The following is a 16,586-nucleotide window of genomic DNA, read 5'->3' on the forward strand; positions in this document are numbered from 1 at the left end:
CGATCAAGGCTGCGCAAACGCCTGTTGCACCGCGCTGGGATCGGTGATGCCGTTGGCGATCAGGAGTTCAAGCAGGACGCGCGCCTTCTGCGGGTTGAGATCGAGCGAAACCGCGAAGCCGAGCTTGTCGTCCTCGACCTCGACGTTGCGGTTGACATAACCCGAGCCGACCCGCGTCGAACGCACCACCACGACACCCTGCTTCGCCGCCGCCGCCAGCGCATCGATGGCGCCTTTCGACGAGTTGCCGTCGCCGACGCCGGCCAGCACGATGCCCTTGGCGCCGCGCTTGACCGCATCCTCGACCTCAGCGGCATCCATGTTGGCGTGCGAATAGATGATGTCGACCCGCGGCAGTGGCGGCGCATCCGGCAACTTCAGTTTCGCCGTCTTGATCGCGACGGCCGGTTGCAGGAAGCGCAGCGAGCCGGTGTCGACATAGCCGACCGGCCCGGCATCGGGCGAGCGGAACGTCTGGACGCTGGTGGTATTGGTCTTCTGCACCCAGCGCGCGCCATGGATGGTGTCGTTGAGCACGACCAGCACACCGCGGCCGCGGGATTCCGGCGCCGAGGCGACCCGCATCGCATCGTAGAGATTGGCCGGCCCGTCGGCGCCGATCGCGGTCGAGGGACGCATCGATCCGACCAGCACGATTGGCACGTCGGTGTCCAGCACGTTTTGCAGGAAGAACGCGGTCTCCTCCATCGTGTCGGTGCCGTGCGTGATGACGACGCCGTCGACCTCCTTGTTGTCGATGGCCGCGCGGATGCGCTTGACAAGGTCGAACCAGACCTTGTCGTTCATGTCCTGCGAGCCGATCGACGAGATCTGCTCGGCCGAGATCTCGGCGAGCTTGTCGATGCCCGGAATGGCCGCGATCAGGTTCGCCGCGCTGACCTTGCCTGAATCATAGGCATTGCCGGCGCGTGCATTGGCTTGCCCAGCGATCGTGCCGCCGGTGCCGAGCACGAGCACGTTGGCCAGTGCGGTTCCGGAGGCCTGTTGTGCTGATACCGGTGAGGCAAGCCCGATCATAAGGGCTGCGGCGAGCCCGAGGATCGTACGTGCGGAACGGGTCGATCGAAGCGGGTGCAGCGTCATTTTCTTCCCCCAGTGACAAATGATCTACTCACAACTGGTGGTTTTGTCGCGCAAGAAATGGACAAACTTGCGGCGGAAACGCCGCCGGCAAGGTTTCCCGGCCGATCTCGCGTGCGTCGCGCCATCCGACCCGCCGCCTAGTCCTTCGGCGCGTGCCCAAATTCTTGACATCGCCGGGACGGCGGCGCACATTTTTCGAATATTCTTCGAAATTTGGTGCGCGCCCATGCACTTCGAGCTTTCCGACGATCTCCGCGTTCTGCAAGGCCGGATGCGCGAATTCGTGCGCAGCGAGCTGCAGCCTCACGATGCTGCGATCGAGGCGACCGGCATCGTGCCGGACAGCGCGATGGCCGGCCTGCGCCGGATGGGAATGTTCGGCACCAACACGCCGGCACAGTTCGGCGGGCTCGGCCTCTCGATGCTCGGCAGCTGCATCGCGATCGAGGAGCTCGCGAAGGCGCACATCGCCTTCTATTATCTGAGCGGGGTGAACGTGCATATCGGATCGAAGGCGATCGAGTTCTTCGCGCAGCCTGCGGTTCGCGACCGCTGGCTGCCCGAGCTCGCCAGCGGCCGTGTGATCGCCGCCTTCGCGCTCACCGAGTCGAATGCGGGATCGGATGCCGCCCGCATCCAGACCCGGGCACGGCGGGATGGCGATCATTACGTGCTCGACGGCCGCAAGACCTACATCACCAACGCACCGGTGGCCGGCGTCTTTACCGTGTTCGCCACGCTCGATCCGTCCAAGGGCGCGAAGGGCATTGCGGCCTTTGTCGTCGATGCGACTACGCCGGGCCTCTCGATCGGCCGCGTGGTCGAGATGGCCGCCGGGCGCGGTTCCGAACATGCCGAGGTGATGTTCGAGGGCTGCCGCATTCCGCGCGAGAACCTGCTCGGCCAGGAAGGCGGCGGATTCGCGATCGCGATGCGGTGCCTGGATGCCGGACGTACGCATTGGGGCGCCTATTGCGTCGGTGCGGCGAGCCAGCTGCTGGACTACGCGCTCGATCACGTCTCGGTGCGCGAGACGTTCGGACGCAGGCTGCGCGACCATCAAGGCATCGAATGGCAGATCGCCGACATGGCGAGCGCGCTGCATGCCGCGCGCCTGGTCGCCTATGAGGCGGCCTGGCGCTACGACCAGGGCGACGCCGCCGCCCGCACCGCGGTAGCCGCACTCTCCAAATATACCGGCGCCGAAATGGTACAGCGCGTGGCCGACATGACCATGCAGCTGTTCGGTGGTGCCGGTTATTCCAGGGACCTGCCGATCGAACGCATCTGGCGGGAAACCCGGGTGGTCCGCATTCTCGATGGCACATCGGAGATCATGCGACAGATCATCGCTCGCAACGCGTTCCGCAACCACGAACGGCGGAACACGCCGATCTGACCGGCAATCCTACGCTGTATCCTGTCGCAATAGCGCTTGTGTTCCGATCCCGCTGCCTTACTGTTTTTTTCGGGACGCGAGGAGACGACCGTGGCTTCGGGGACGACGCTCAAGCTCAAGCAACAACGCAGCCGCGACCGGCGCGAGCAGATTCTCTCGGCAGCGACCAAGCTGTTCGGTCAGCGGGGCATCGACGGCACCTCGCTCACCGACGTTGCCGCGGTCGCGAAAATACCGCTCTCCAGCATCTACGACTATTTCGAGGACAAGCGCGCGCTGGTGCTCGACGTGCCCGCGGGCAATTTCGAAGCGCTGTATCAGAAGACCGAGCCGCTGCTGGTGAAGGGCGGCGATCCGGTCGAGCAGCTTCGCATCATCTTCCTGACCAACTTCCAGTACATCAAGGACAACCCGAGCTGGGGCCGCGTGTTCTTCCTGGAGATATGGCCGAGCGTGCTGGCCGCCGAGCCACGGGTGAAGAAGGCGGTCGACAAATACGCGCTGCGCTATGTGCAGTTGATCAGGCAGGCGAGTCGCGCCGGCATCTATCGCCGCAATCTCGATCCCTACACGGCGATGTCGATGATGATGGGCGGGATGTGCCACCTCACCGCGGTCTGGCTGCTCTACGGCCGCAAATATGATCTTGTGAAGAAAGGCAGGACGCTGTTCACCACGCTGCACAACGGATTCGTGCAGCATTAGCTGATGACCCGGCTCTCGTAGGATGGGTGGAGCGAAGCGATACCCATCATCTCAATGCGCGGCACGAAGTTGATGGGTTTCGCTTCGCTCTACCCATCCTACGCACCTAAGCACCGGGAATCATCATGCCCGGCCTTGGCTTCGGCGGCACGAACGATTTGATCCAAATACATCGCGTTGGCCGGTTGTCGAGGCAGTCCCTTCCGCAAAACCAATACACAGCCGTCGAAATCATGTTCTAGTATCACGCCGTGGGCGACCCGCGACCGGACGCGCGGGCACTGGGATGGGAGCGAACCGATGGATGTCAAGGCTGTTCTGCCGCCGCGTGGCCGCGACTATCGCCTCGATCTGCTGCGCGGCTTTGCCAACTGGGCGATCTATCTCGATCACATCCCGAACAACGCGGTGAACTGGATCACGCAGAAGAATTTCGGCTTCAGCGACGCCGCCGATCTTTTCGTCTTCATCTCCGGCTACACCGCGTCCTTTGTCTATGCGCGGATGATGCTCGAGCGCGGCACCGTGATCGGCGCCACCCGCCTGATCAAACGGGCCTGGCAGATCTATGTCGCGCACGTCCTGCTGTTCGTGATCTATATCGCCGAGATCGGTTATCTCTCCCAGCGCTATCACGATCCCAATCTGCAGAACGAGTTCAACGTCGCCGGCTTCATGCACAACCCGGCGGAGACGCTCTATCAGGGCCTGATCCTGGCGTTCAAGCCGGTCAACATGGACGTGCTGCCGCTCTATATCGCGCTGATGCTGGTCTATCCGGTGGTGCTGTGGGCGATGTTGCGCAAGCTCAATCTGACGCTGCTGGCCTCGTTCCTGCTCTATCTCGCCGCACGCCAGTTCGGCTGGAACCTGCCGGCCTATCCGGGCGGCTCATGGTATTTCAACCCGTTCTGCTGGCAATTCCTGTTCGTGTTCGGCGGCTGGTTCGCGCTCGGCGGCGCCAGCGAATCGATCAATTTCATCCGCTCGCGCGCCTTCCTGTGGCTCGGCGGCGCCTATCTGCTGTTCGCGCTGGTGATGACCCTCGCGGGCCGCTTCCCGGAGCTGGGCCAGGCGATGCCGGCCTGGCTGTACGACGCGTTCAATCCGAACGACAAGACCAACCTCGCGCCCTATCGCGTGCTGCACTTCGTCGTGCTCGCCTTCTTCGTCACGCGCTTCCTGCCGCGCGAATGGCCCGGATATGAATGGCCGCTGTTCCAGCCGATCATCAAATGCGGCCAGCAGTCGCTGGAGGTGTTCTGTACCGGCGTCTTCCTCGCGGTCATCGCGCATGTGCTGCTGGTCGAGGTCTCCGGCAGCCTCTGGATGCAGATCGTGGTCAGCGTGGTCGGCATTGTACTGATGACGCTGCTCGCCTATTACCGCTCCTGGTCGAAGAAGGTCGACAAGGCGCCGCCAAGGACCGCGGCAGCGCAGGCGCCAATGGCCGCGAAGCCGGCGGAATAGAACCGGTCTCCACTTCGTTCGAAAATGCTCTAGGGTGACGCGATGCCCCGCGCCTTTACTCACGACCATCCCGACATCCTGCAACTCGAAACCGACGTGCTCGACGCGCGGCCCGGTGCCGTTCTGGTCGAACGCTCGCCGTTCTTTCCCGGCGGCGGCGGACAGCTCGCCGACCGCGGAATTCTGCGATGGTCCGGCGGCGTGCTGCCGGTGACCGGGCTCGCGCGTGACGAACGCGGCCTCTGGCATTCGGTCCCGGGCGACAGCCTGATCTCCGGCAAGGTCATGCTCGAAGTCGAGCCGGCGTTTCGCGCCTTGATGTGCGAGCTGCACACGCTCGCACATGTCGTCAACGCGCTGATCTATACGCGGTTCGGCGGCGCGCTTCTGACCGGGGCGCAACTCAATGACGACGGCACCTTCCGCGTCGATTTCGATCTGTCCGGCGCCGACAACGAAGCACTGCGGGCACTCGAGGCGCCGCTGAACGACATCATCCGGCAGGACCTCCCCGTCAGCGCCGCCTTCATGGCGCATACCGAGGCGCAAGCCATCCCCGGATTGTTTCGCAGCAAGGCTGTCGCGCCACCGGTCGGCGAGGACAGGCTCGTTCGAATCATCGAGATCCTCGGGCTCGACAGGCAGGCCTGCGGCGGCACGCATCTGGCCTCGACCGGGCAGTCCCGCCCTGCGCGTATCGTCAAGATCGACAACAAGGGCCGCCAGAACCGCAGAATCAAGGTTGCGGTCTAAACGGCTCTGGCGAGCCGACCACAGAAATCACGACGCATTGCGCCGAGCAATCCTTACGCCATCCACGTCCCGGCCGTGCCTGGGGATGATGTTGTGCGGTTCGCTCGACGGGGCGCGATCGGCTTGTTAAGCCGCGTCTCCGCAAGGACGATTTGAGTCGGGGACATGACCGTAGCGATCGAGATGGGACAAACGACGGCCGGCGCTTCGGCGGCCATCGACCTCGAGGAGCTATTGGCGACGCGCCTCCTGGTGCAGGGCAATTCGGGTTCCGGCAAATCCCATCTGCTGCGCCGGCTGCTGGAACAGAGCGCGCCGTGGGTGCAGCAGACCATCATCGACCCCGAGGGCGACTTCGTGACCCTGGCCGAGCGGTTCGGCCACCTCGTCATCGACGCTGAGGATCACACCGAGCGCAGTTTGCAGGTCGCCGGCGAACGCGTGCGCATTCATCGCGTCTCCACCGTGCTCAATCTCGAAGGGCTCGACGCCGAGAACCAGATGCGGCGCGCAGCCGCCTTCCTCGGCGGAATGTTCGAGGTCCCCCGCGATCACTGGTATCCGATGCTGGTGGTGGTGGACGAGGCGCAACTGTTCGCGCCGGCGGTCGCAGGCGAAGTGTCCGACGAGGCGCGCAAGCTGTCGCTCGGCGCGATGACCAATTTGATGTGCCGCGGCCGTAAGCGCGGGCTGGCCGGGATCATCGCGACCCAGCGGCTGGCGAAGCTCGCCAAGAACGTCGCGGCCGAGGCGTCGAATTTCCTGATGGGCCGCACCTTCCTCGATATCGACATGGCGCGCGCCGCCGACCTGCTCGGCATGGAGCGGCGGCAGGCGGAGGCCTTCCGCGACCTCGAACGCGGACAGTTCATGGCGCTGGGCCCTGCGCTCTCGCGCCGTCCGCTGGGCCTTCGCATCGGTCCAACCGACACCCAGCCGCGCAACGCGGCGCCGCGCTTGATGCCGCTGCCGGAAGCGGCCCTCGAAGACGCACGCGCCATCATCCTCGCAGCCCCGCCGCCAGAGACAGCAGCCAGGCCGCCGCGCCGGGCGCCTGCACCCGACCTGCTCAGCCAGCTGATGGCCGCCAAGCCGACGGCACCTGAGATCGATCCCGAGACTGCGGAACCGCCGCCGAGCGCCGAGCAACTGGCCGAGCGGCGTGAGCGGCTGGATCGCATCCTGCGCGCCATTCTCGCCGAGCCCGACGCCGGCTTCCGCGCCATCGGCGTGCTCTATCAGGAGTTCGTGGTGCGCTGCCGGATCGAGGGACTCGGCGCCGTGGTACCGGAGCTGACCGATTTCCGCCGCATGCTGACGCGCGCCCGCGCCGGGCTCGGCACCGAGATCGCGGAAGACGACGCCTGGCAGGATGTGCAGCTGCGCGCTGCGATCCTGCCCGAGGATATGCAAGGCGTCTTCATGATGATCGCCCGCGCCGCGAAGGAAAGCTGGCCCTGCCCGAGCGATGCCGCGATCGCCCGCGCCTATGGCACGCACTCGCTGCGCCGCGCGCGGCATCTTTTGACCTATATCGAGGAGCAGGGCCTGATCGTCTGCCAGCTCGACGGCGCCGGCCGGCGCATCGTGACCCTCGTCGAGCTCGCCTGGGCGACGGCCGCAGCCGACCCGAATGCCGACGACGTGGCGACGGAGGCGGCCGGCTCGCCGTCGTGATCGGAACGGCGAGTAGCGAACCGCCGGCCACGCTGCGAACTCCGGAAGCACGGCATGACACGGAAAAAGGCCCGCCGAGAGGCGGGCCTTTTCGTCTCTGCCGACCGGCGGAGCCACCTACCTTGGTGGCGGCTCCGCAGGCCCGACCTTCAAGCCCTCACGCGTGCTGCGGTTGCGCCAGCTGGCTGACCTGCGTCGCCGGCGGATCGACAACCAGGGTACCGCCATGGCCATCGCTCGAGGTCGTGAATGTCGAAGCCATGTAGTTGCCCAGCAGCGCAATACTCGCCGTGACGGTGCCGTCCGTCACCGTGAGCGTTCCGCTCGTGCTGTTTCCGCTGAAGGTCGGCGTGTGAATGTTCGCGAAACTGATGTTCGCGAAATCGATCGCGTCCGAACCCGTCATGCCGGCGACGGTGCCGCTGAAGCTCGCCGAATTGTCGAGCTTCAACGTTCCCGTCGAACCCAGGAACGACACGGCGGCGTTCGAAGCCCCCGGCAATTCCAGAGTGGCGCCCGCTGCGATGGCGGCATTGCTGGAGCTCTCGCCAGTCGCGTTGAAGGACTGCCACGCCCCCCACGCAGTGCCGTCAAACGCCCGGATCCAGAGCTGGTCGGTGCCCGAACCGGCCAGATAGGTGGTCTGGGAAAGTTGCGCCGCCGTGATGTCGATCTCGGTATTTGCCTGCTGCGTTACGTTGTTGACGATCCAGGCTCCGTTCGTGTTGGAATCCCACAACGCATATTTCGTGATGGTATCGCCATCCGCGTCGGTCGCGCTGAACAGGCTCGAAGCGGCGAAGGTCTGGCCGGAGACCGTCACCACGTTCGCGGCCGACACCGTCGGCGCCTGGTTGGTTGCGGTCGCCGAGAACGCCGTCCAATTCCCCCACAGCATGCCGTCATTGGCCCGCACGTAGAGCAGATCCGCCTGCGAACCGCCGGGGCCGAACACGTAGCTCACCTGCGACAGGTTTGCTGCCGACACGTCGATCTCGGTGTTGGCCGCCTGCGCGACGCCATTCACCACCCAGTGACCGTTGCCGCCGGTGTCCCAGAACGCGTACTGGGTGATCGCGTCGTTGTCGGCGTCCGCCGCCGTGAACAGGCTCGAGGCCGCGACCGAATGGTCGTGAATCCCGGTCGCGCTCGACGCCGTTACGACCGGAGCATGGTCGGGCCCCGGCGTCGCCGTGAACGCCGTCCAGGAGCCCCACAAGAGGCCATCATTGGCCCTGACGTAGAGCGTGTCGGGCGGGGTGCCGGTCGGCCCGAACACGTAGCTGACCTGTGACAGGTTCGCCGCCGAGACATCGATCTCGGTGTTGGCTGCCTGCGCGACACCATTCACCACCCAGTGGCCGTTGCCGCCGGTGTCCCAGAACGCGTACTGGGTGATGGTGTTGTTGTCGGCATCCGTGGCCGAGAACAGGCTCGAGGCGAGCGCCGACGTCTCTCCATGGGTCGCCGCGACGTTCTGCGCGGTCACAACCGGCGTATGGTCGGCCCCCGATGGAGCCGTGAACGCCGTCCAGCCGCCCCACATGAAGCCATCGTTGGCCCTGATGTACAGCGTATCGGACGGCGAGCCGCTCGCTCCGAACACGTAGCTCACCTGCGACAGGTTCGCCGCCGAGACGTCGATCTCGGTGTTGGCCGCCTGCGCGACACCGTTCACCACCCAGTGGCCGCTGCCGCCGGTGTCCCAGAACGCATACTGGGTCATGGTGTCGTTGTCGGCGTCCGTGGTCGTGAACAGGCTCGAGGCGAGTGTTGTCGTCTCTCCCGGGGTCACCGTCACGTTCGGCGCGATCACAACCGGCGCGTGGTCGGGCCCCGGTGCTGCGGTGAACGCCGTCCAATTCCCCCACAACATGCCGTCATTGGCTCGCACGTAGAGCGTATCCGCCGGCGAACCGCCGGGGCCGAACACGTAGCTCACCTGCGACAGGTTCGCCGCCGACACGTCGATCTCGGTGTTGGCTGCCTGCGCGACACCATTCACCGCCCAGTGGCCGCTGCCGCCGGTGTCCCAGAACGCATACTGGGTGATGGTGTTGTTGTCGGCATCCGTGGCCGAGAACAGGCTCGAGGCGAGCGCCGATGTCTCTCCATGGGTCGCTGTCACGTTCTGCGCCGTCACAACCGGCGCTTGGTCGGCTCCCGGCGGGGCCGTGAACGCCGTCCAGTCGCCCCACAGGTAGCCGTCGTTGGCCCTGACGTACAGCGTATCGGGCGCCGAGCCGGGCGGCCCGAACACGTAGCTCACCTGCGACAGGTTCGCCGCCGACACATCGATCTCGGTGTTGGCCGCCTGCGCGACACCATTCACCACCCAGTGGCCGCTGCCGCCGGTGTCCCACAACGCGTACTGGGTGATCGCGTCGCCATCGGGGTCCGTGGCCGAGAACAGGCTCGAGGCGGGCGCTGACGTCTCTCCTACGATTACTGTCACGTTCGGCGCCGTGACAATCGGCGCGCGGTCAGGCCCCGGTGTTGCCGTGAACGCCGTCCAGGTCCCCCACACGTAGCCGTCGTTGGCCCTGACATACAGCGTATCGGGTGCCGACCCTGTCGGTCCGAACACGTAGCTCACCTGGGACAGGTTCGCCGCCGACACGTCGATCTCGGTGTTGGCCGCCTGCGCGACACCGTTCACCACCCAGTGGCCGTTGCCGCCGGTGTCCCAGAACGCAAACTGGGTCATGGTGTCGTGATCGCCGTCCGTCACCGAGAACAGGGTCGTTGCGAGCGCTGACGCCTCTCCATGGTTTGCCGTCACGTTCGGCGCCGTCACCACCGGAGCCTGGTCAGTCCCCGGTGTGGCCGTGAACGCCGTCCAGCCGCCCCACAGGAAGCCGTCATTGGCCCTGACATACAGCGTATCGGGTGCCGACCCCGTCGGTCCGAACACGTAGCTCACCTGGGACAGGTTCGCCGCCGACACGTCGATCTCGGTGTTGGCCGCCTGCGCGACACCATTCACCGTCCAATGGCCGTTGCCGCCGGTGTCCCAGAACGCGAACTGGGTGATGCTGTCGTGGTCGGCATCCGTCACGGAGAACAGGCTCGTGGCGAGCGCCGATGCCTCTCCGTGGGTTGCTGTCACGTTCTGCGCCGTCACCACCGGTGCCTGGTCAGGCCCCGGCGTTGCGGTGAACGGCGTCCAGGCGCCCCACAGCATTCCGTCGTTCGCTTTGACGTAGAGCGTATCGGGCGTCGACCCTGTCGGCCCGAAGACGTAGCTCACCTGCGACAGGTTCGCCGCCGACACATCGATCTCGGTGTTGGGCAGCTGGGTAATGCCATTCACCACCCAGTGGCCGCTGCCGCCGGTGTCCCAGAACGCGAACTGGGTCATCGATTGCCCAACATCCGGATCGGACACCGAGAACAGGGTCGATGCCGCAACCGACGTTTGGCCGTGCAACGCAGTGACGTTGCTGGCGATCACGGTCGGCGGGGTATCGGCAAACGCCTTTGCCGTGAATTGAGTCCAGCTGCCCCAGGCCGTGCCGTCATTGGCCCGCACGAACAGCGTATCGGTCGAACCGCTCGGACCGAACACGTAGCTCACCTGCGACAGGTTCGCCGCGGGAACATCGATCTCCGCGTTGGTCTGCTGGGCGACGCCGTTGATCGCCCAGTGTCCGTTGCCTTGCGTGTCCCAGAACGCAAATTGGGTGATGGCATCGCCATCGGCATCCGTAAAGCCGAACAGGGCGGAGGCCAGCACAGAGCTCTCACCGAGCACTGCCGTGACATTGGCCGCCGTCGTGACCGGCGCGACATCGGCGCGCGTCGTGACCAGCGTGCCGGTGCCGGAATCCGCGCTGACGCCGAACCGCACGCCGGGCGTCTGGTCGAGCTGCAGATCGTAGGAGGTCCCGCCCTCCGTGACCTGCAGGACATTGCCCGGGAGCAAGGTCACCGACCCGCCGGACGAGAAAGTGACGCCGGCCAGATCGATGCTGTCGCCCAGCACCAGGCTGCTGATGGTCGTGGTCGGCATCGACGTGGCGTCGATCTTGAGCTGTCCGCCAGAACCGCTGAAGGTGATGCCGCCGCTCGCGACGCTCCCCACCTGCAGTTCGACTTGGCCGCCGACAATCGTCACCGGACCGGTCGACCCGCCGGAGGACACGAGTTCCGTGCCGCCGGCGAACACCGTCACGTTGCTTGTCACCGCGCCGGCCACGTTGAACATGCCACCACTGGAGACGGCGATGCTGTTCGCCGTGGCGCCCGCAGAAATGTTCAACACGCCGCCGCTCGAAACCGTCGAGTGGTCCAGCGCACCGCCAGAAAACACGTTGACGGTACCACCCGATATGGCCGTCCCGGAGCCTGGCGCGCCGGTGACGACGCCACCCGAGAAGACATTCTCGATACCGCCGGCATAGACGCCGACATTTTGGAGCACAGTGCCCGACACGTTGAACGTGCCGCCGCTCGAAACCCCGACGAACGCCGCTGTACCACCGGCCTGAACGTTCAAGACGCCGCCGGCGGAAACGCCGGTGCCCGAGTTGATCGCACCGGAAATGAGACCGCCCGACAGCACGTTCTCGACGCCGCCGTCACGGACCCCGATCATGCTGAGCGTCGTGCCGGCTACGTTGAAGATGCCGCCACTGGACACGGCGAGATAGCTGGCCGAGCCGCCCGCCAGCACGTTGACCGTACCGCCCGAAATTCCCGTCCCGGATCCGCTCACTCCGGAGATTGATCCGCCGGACAGAACGTTCTCGACGCCGCCGGCGTAGACGCCGGTATTGCTCAGCACCTGGCCCGCAACATTGAAGATGCCGCCGCTCGACACACCGATGTGAACAGCCGAGCCACCGGCCAGAACGTTCACGACGCCGCCAGCGGAAATGATGGTTGCCGCACTCGATGCGCCGGAGATGAACCCGCCGGAGAGCACGTTCTCGACACCGCCGCTCGACACCGTCGTGTTGCTGGTCATGGTGCCTGCAACGTTGAGGGTGCCGCTCGACACCGTCACGTTGTGTGCGGTGCCCCCGGCGGAGACATTCATCGTGCCGCTCGAAACGGTCAGATGATCCAGTGCACCGCCCGACAACACGTTGACGGTGCCGCCGGATACGCCGGTCCCTGAGCCCGGCACGCCAGTGACTACACCACCGGAGAGGACATTCTCAACACCGCCGTCATAGACGCCCACATTGCTGAGCACCGTGCCCGCAACGTTGAAGACGCCGCCGCTCGAAACGCCGACGAATGCCGCCGAGCCGCCGGCCAGCAGGTTGAGCGTACCGCCCGAAACTCCCGTGCCCGACCCGATCGCTCCGGAGATAGATCCGCCTGACGACACGTTCTCGACGCCGCCGCTCCAAACGGCGACATTGCTCAGCACCTGGCCCATCACGTTGAACGTGCCGCCGCTCGACACACCGACGTGGGCGGCCGAACCACCAGCCAGAACGTTCAGCACGCCGCCGGCGGAAATGCCGGTGCCGGAGCTCGTTGCGCCGGAGATCAGGCCACCCGACTGCACGTTCTCGACACCGCCGCTGTTGATGCCGACCGTGCTCACCACAGTCCCGTAGACGTTGAAGGTGCCACCCGCCGACACGCCGACATAGGAGGCCGAGCCGCCGGCCAGCACGTTGAGGGTGCCGCCCGAAATTCCCGTTCCGGATCCGATCTGGCCGGAGATGAACCCGCCGGACAGGATGTTCTCGACACCGCCGCTGAAGACCGCCGTGTTGCTGGTGATCGTGCCCGCGACATTCAACGTGCCGCCGCTCGACACCGCGATGGCGTGCGCGGTACCGCCGGCGGAGACGTTGAGCACGCCCCCGCTGCTGACATTGGCGTTTTGCTCGGCTCCGAAAACATTCTCGGTGCCGCCGCTGAGTACGGTGCCGACCGTCGTTCCGCCGGACAGGACGTTGAGCGTCTGACCGCTGCTGATAACCAGCCCGATGTCGGTCTGGCCACTGCTCACGGTTATGTTGCCGCTACCACCGCTGCTGGTGATGAGGAAGATGTCGGTGCCGGAGGCATCGCCTGTGCGGCCGAACGGATTGGTAAAGGTCTGGCTCGGGTCCAGCTGAAGCGACAGCGTGCCGTGATCGTTGGTCACGATCGACAGAACGTTGTTCGCGCCGAGGCCTACACTGGTGACGTGCGAAACGCTCTCGCCGGTAAGGTTGATCGTATCCCCAACGACGAAGCCGGAGATGGTGGCTCCGGGCATTGAGAGGCCATCGATCTCCAGCTTGCCGCCATTCCCTGAGAACCCAGGCCCGGAGAAGTCAAACTCGCCGACGGAGCCACCAACCTGGAGCCTGACCGTGCCGCCCCAGACGCCGATGCTGCCCGCCGATCCGGCAACGTTGGCGATGCCACCGGAAAACACGTCGAAACGAGTCGCCGAGCCGCCCGCCTCGAGATTGATCGTACCGTAATCGCCCGTGAACGTGGCGCCCGACCCTGAGATCAAGCCGCCCGACAGCACATTCTCGACGCCACCGGCCGAGATCACACTATTGCTGAGAATGACGCCGGCCACATTGGCCGTGCCGCCGCTATTCACGGCCACAAAAGTTCCTGAACCGCCGGCAGAGATGTTCAGGACGCCTCCCGCAAAAACCCCCGTGCCCGAATGCGGGGCGCCACTGATGAAGCCGCCCGAAAGGACGTTCTCGACGCCGCCGGAAACACCGACGGTGCTCAGCGTTTCGCCGGCGACGTTCAGGACACCGCCGCCATAGACCGCGATAAAGGCCGCGGAACCACCGGCCAGGACGTTCTCCACGCCACCTGAGAAAACGCCGGTGCCCGAACCGATACCGCCGCTGGTAGAGCCGCCTGACGATATGTTCAGCACGCCGCCGTTACTGACACGGATATGATCCACCACGCCGCCGGACAGCACGGTTACGGTGCCGTTGTCGCTGTTGAAAACGCCCGTGCTGCCGCTGCCGGTACCGCTCATCGCGCCGCCGGCGCTGATCGTCGCGCTGCCGCCGCTCGAAATCGTGGTCGCGGCGGCGTAGCCGCCGGAATCGACCAGGAGCTGGCCACCGCTACTCAGCGTCGTCGAGACCGCCGAGCCTCCGTTGAGGACTTCGAGCGTGTTGCCGCCCGTTTCGATCAAACCTGAGCTGGTAACACCCGAGCTAACGAAAGTGGTGCTCATGGCAGCGCTCCCCCTATGAAAAAGTCAGTTCTTGAAAAAATCGGCTAGAGCTTGAATCCGGGAATAGTCCTGATCACCGATTTCACGTGATCCACGGTGATCAGCCTTGTGCACTCGAACTGACGCGGCGTCCCCTTGTGGCGGGGACACCAGAAGAAATCTTTGTGGTCGAATCGAACTGCCGGATCATTCCAGCAGCTGTTGCAGGCGTGATAGTTGATGACCCGATAGGGCGTAGCAAATTCGTTTGTCGGATGCGTGAAGCCCGAGATCATGACGACCGGCGTGCCGACCGCCCAGGCCAGCCATGCAAGCCCGCTGGAGAGACCGACGAAAAAGGCGGCGTGCTTGATGAGATTCGCACGCTCCTGAATGGGCCGGTCACCGGTCCAGTCTTCCGCGCCGTTCGGAATGTGGTTCCAGACGAGCTCGTGGCCGTGCGTCGGTTTTTGGTCGATGCAGATCACGCGGTAGCCGGCTTTCGTGAGAAAACCGGTCAGCTCCCGCCAGCCGTTGGGGTTATTCCAGTACTTGCATTGCGTGGTGCTCTGCACCGCGATGCAGACGTAAGGCTCTGCGATCGGCCTTTGGTCATCGGCCAGCGAGATCCGCGGCGCCACCTCGGTCGGATCGACGCCCAGGATATATCCGGCGGTCCGGTGCAGTCCGACAAAGCGGAAGTCGCACGGTTGATAGACGAAGTTCTTGTCGTCGAAAAACAATCCGACGCTGTACGTGGCGTAGTAGCGGTCGGTTTGAATCTCCTCGTGCGTGACGAAATTGATGTCGGGGTACGCATCCCGAAACAGCGGAATCAACTTCTCCGCCATTGCACAGGTCAGCCTGCAATTGTGAGCTTCCCTGAACTTCGCCACATAGGGAAACCAGCCGACCGTGTCTCCCAGGGTCCCAATCGGAAGCTGGATCAGGACGTGACGATCCGTCGCGTTGTACTCATGCGAGAAGATGACATCATCGCCCTGCAAGACTTCGATGCGGAAGCGAATGTAGTAACGCTTCGAGCTGTTGACGCGACCGCCCGCGAACTGCGTCTCGAAAAGAAGATTGCCGGTCTCGGCGTCCCAGAGCCGCACCCGCCACGGGCCTTCTGCCTGGGGACAAAATACCCGGGCGCCGTCGTTGAAGTCGAAGCGCAGTCCCTTCGGACCCACTTGAGTCGGCTGTTCGGCAGCAGGGGGATAGGCAGGCTTCGGCGCGTCGGCACCCGACGCAATAGCGTCCGGCTTGCCCGATACAGCGCTCGTGGAACGATCAACGATTATTTTGGGTTGGTCGGTGACGTCGTCAACCGAGCGCTTCAGCCCGATCGCCGGCGCAACGGCAATGGCATTCACGAAATATCCCCTGCCCTGAAAATACTAAACCGCTCTTAAAAAGTGCACGGAAGGTAAGCGAGATTGACAACCGCGTCAACGGACGAAAACCTTAGCGGGTACCCCTCCCAGCCGTTCCCGAACGGCAGACACAAAGAAACACACAACGATGAGCCGCAATCCCAGCAAGATCCCGTTTGTGATCGCAGCGTCGACGCATGGCCCGCTGATCGTCAACCGGCTGGACTACCACATGGCGGGCGGCCACACTTTTGGAGTCGGGATTCAGATTCTCGAGCACGGCACGTTCGACGCCACTGAAATCGAGCTGACGAAGGGCCTTCTTGCGCTGCGAAGGACCTACCGGGGCGATGGCGTGGTCGCGATCGACTGCGGGGCGAACATCGGCGTTCACACCATCGAATGGTCCAAGCACATGGACGGCTGGGGTTCCGTCGTTGCCATCGAGGCGCAGGAACGGGTCTACTACGCGCTTGCCGGCAACATCGCCATCAACAACTGCTTCAACGCGAGGGCGATGCACGCGGTCATTTCGTCGGAAACCGGGAAAACCTGGGTGCCGACCCTCAGTCATCAGGAGCCCGCCAGTTTCGGCAGCCTGGAGGTGACGCAACGCTCGGCCACGGAGCAGATCGGCCAGAAGATCGATTATTCAGAGGCCAGCGGAACCGAGACGACAATGGTCACGCTGGACTCGCTGAATCTGGGCCGCTGCGACCTGATCAAGATCGACGTCGAGGGGATGGAGTTGAAGGTGCTGGAGGGCGCCAGTGCCACGATCCGGCAGCATCACCCGATCATCCATGCGGAATTCATCAAGACCGACAAGGCCGCGCTGGTTCGCAAGCTGAACGATCATGGCTACCGGACATACGACGCCGGGCAAAACTGCCTTGCGATCCATGAATCCGATCCAAGCCTGAGCCACGTGGAATCCCGGACCACGTCATGA

Annotated in this window: 9 protein-coding genes; 6 read left to right on the forward strand and 3 right to left on the reverse strand. The window is 64.6% G+C overall.

The window, feature by feature from the left end; translation table 11 throughout:
• Positions 1 to 3: 3 nt before the first annotated feature.
• Positions 4 to 1,104 carry an asparaginase gene (locus FBZ93_RS31250; protein ID WP_146991280.1) on the reverse strand — a complete coding sequence of 367 codons (1,101 nt, stop codon included), beginning with the start codon at positions 1,102 to 1,104 and terminating at the stop codon, positions 4 to 6.
• 19 nt (positions 1,105 to 1,123) lie between these two features.
• Here FBZ93_RS31250 and FBZ93_RS31255 point away from each other — a divergent pair, with 19 nt between their 5' ends.
• The 5 genes from FBZ93_RS31255 to FBZ93_RS31275 all read left to right on the forward strand — a co-directional run bounded on the left by FBZ93_RS31255 (position 1,124) and on the right by FBZ93_RS31275 (position 7,108).
• Positions 1,124 to 2,503, forward strand: coding sequence for an acyl-CoA dehydrogenase family protein (locus FBZ93_RS31255; protein ID WP_246667715.1), 1,380 nt, complete (start codon positions 1,124 to 1,126; stop codon positions 2,501 to 2,503).
• A 90-nt stretch (positions 2,504 to 2,593) separates the two neighbouring features.
• A complete protein-coding gene (locus FBZ93_RS31260) occupies positions 2,594 to 3,208 on the forward strand; it encodes a TetR/AcrR family transcriptional regulator (RefSeq protein ID WP_146991281.1) in 615 nt (204 codons plus the stop codon).
• A 300-nt stretch (positions 3,209 to 3,508) separates the two neighbouring features.
• A complete protein-coding gene (locus FBZ93_RS31265) occupies positions 3,509 to 4,678 on the forward strand; it encodes an OpgC domain-containing protein (RefSeq protein ID WP_146991282.1) in 1,170 nt (389 codons plus the stop codon).
• A gap of 42 nt (positions 4,679 to 4,720) precedes the next feature.
• Complete coding sequence (locus FBZ93_RS31270) at positions 4,721 to 5,431, forward strand: alanyl-tRNA editing protein (protein ID WP_146991283.1); 711 nt, start codon at positions 4,721 to 4,723, stop codon at positions 5,429 to 5,431.
• 165 nt (positions 5,432 to 5,596) lie between these two features.
• A complete protein-coding gene (locus tag FBZ93_RS31275) occupies positions 5,597 to 7,108 on the forward strand; it encodes an ATP-binding protein (protein WP_146991284.1) in 1,512 nt (503 codons plus the stop codon).
• Positions 7,109 to 7,265: 157 nt separating this feature from the next.
• Here the strand turns inward: FBZ93_RS31275 and FBZ93_RS31280 are convergent, their stop codons facing one another.
• The gene (locus FBZ93_RS31280) at positions 7,266 to 14,279 is read right to left on the reverse strand and encodes a hypothetical protein (protein WP_146991285.1); all 7,014 of its coding nucleotides are present in this window, start codon (positions 14,277 to 14,279) and stop codon (positions 7,266 to 7,268) included.
• A gap of 44 nt (positions 14,280 to 14,323) precedes the next feature.
• Positions 14,324 to 15,634, reverse strand: a complete 1,311-nt coding sequence (locus FBZ93_RS31285; protein WP_246667716.1) for an autotransporter strand-loop-strand O-heptosyltransferase — start codon at positions 15,632 to 15,634, stop codon at positions 14,324 to 14,326.
• 148 nt (positions 15,635 to 15,782) lie between these two features.
• Here FBZ93_RS31285 and FBZ93_RS31290 point away from each other — a divergent pair, with 148 nt between their 5' ends.
• Positions 15,783 to 16,586, forward strand: a complete 804-nt coding sequence (locus FBZ93_RS31290) for an FkbM family methyltransferase (RefSeq protein WP_146991286.1) — start codon at positions 15,783 to 15,785, stop codon at positions 16,584 to 16,586.

It is taken from the genome of Bradyrhizobium macuxiense, assembly GCF_007993935.1.
GTDB lineage: Bacteria > Pseudomonadota > Alphaproteobacteria > Rhizobiales > Xanthobacteraceae > Bradyrhizobium > Bradyrhizobium macuxiense_A.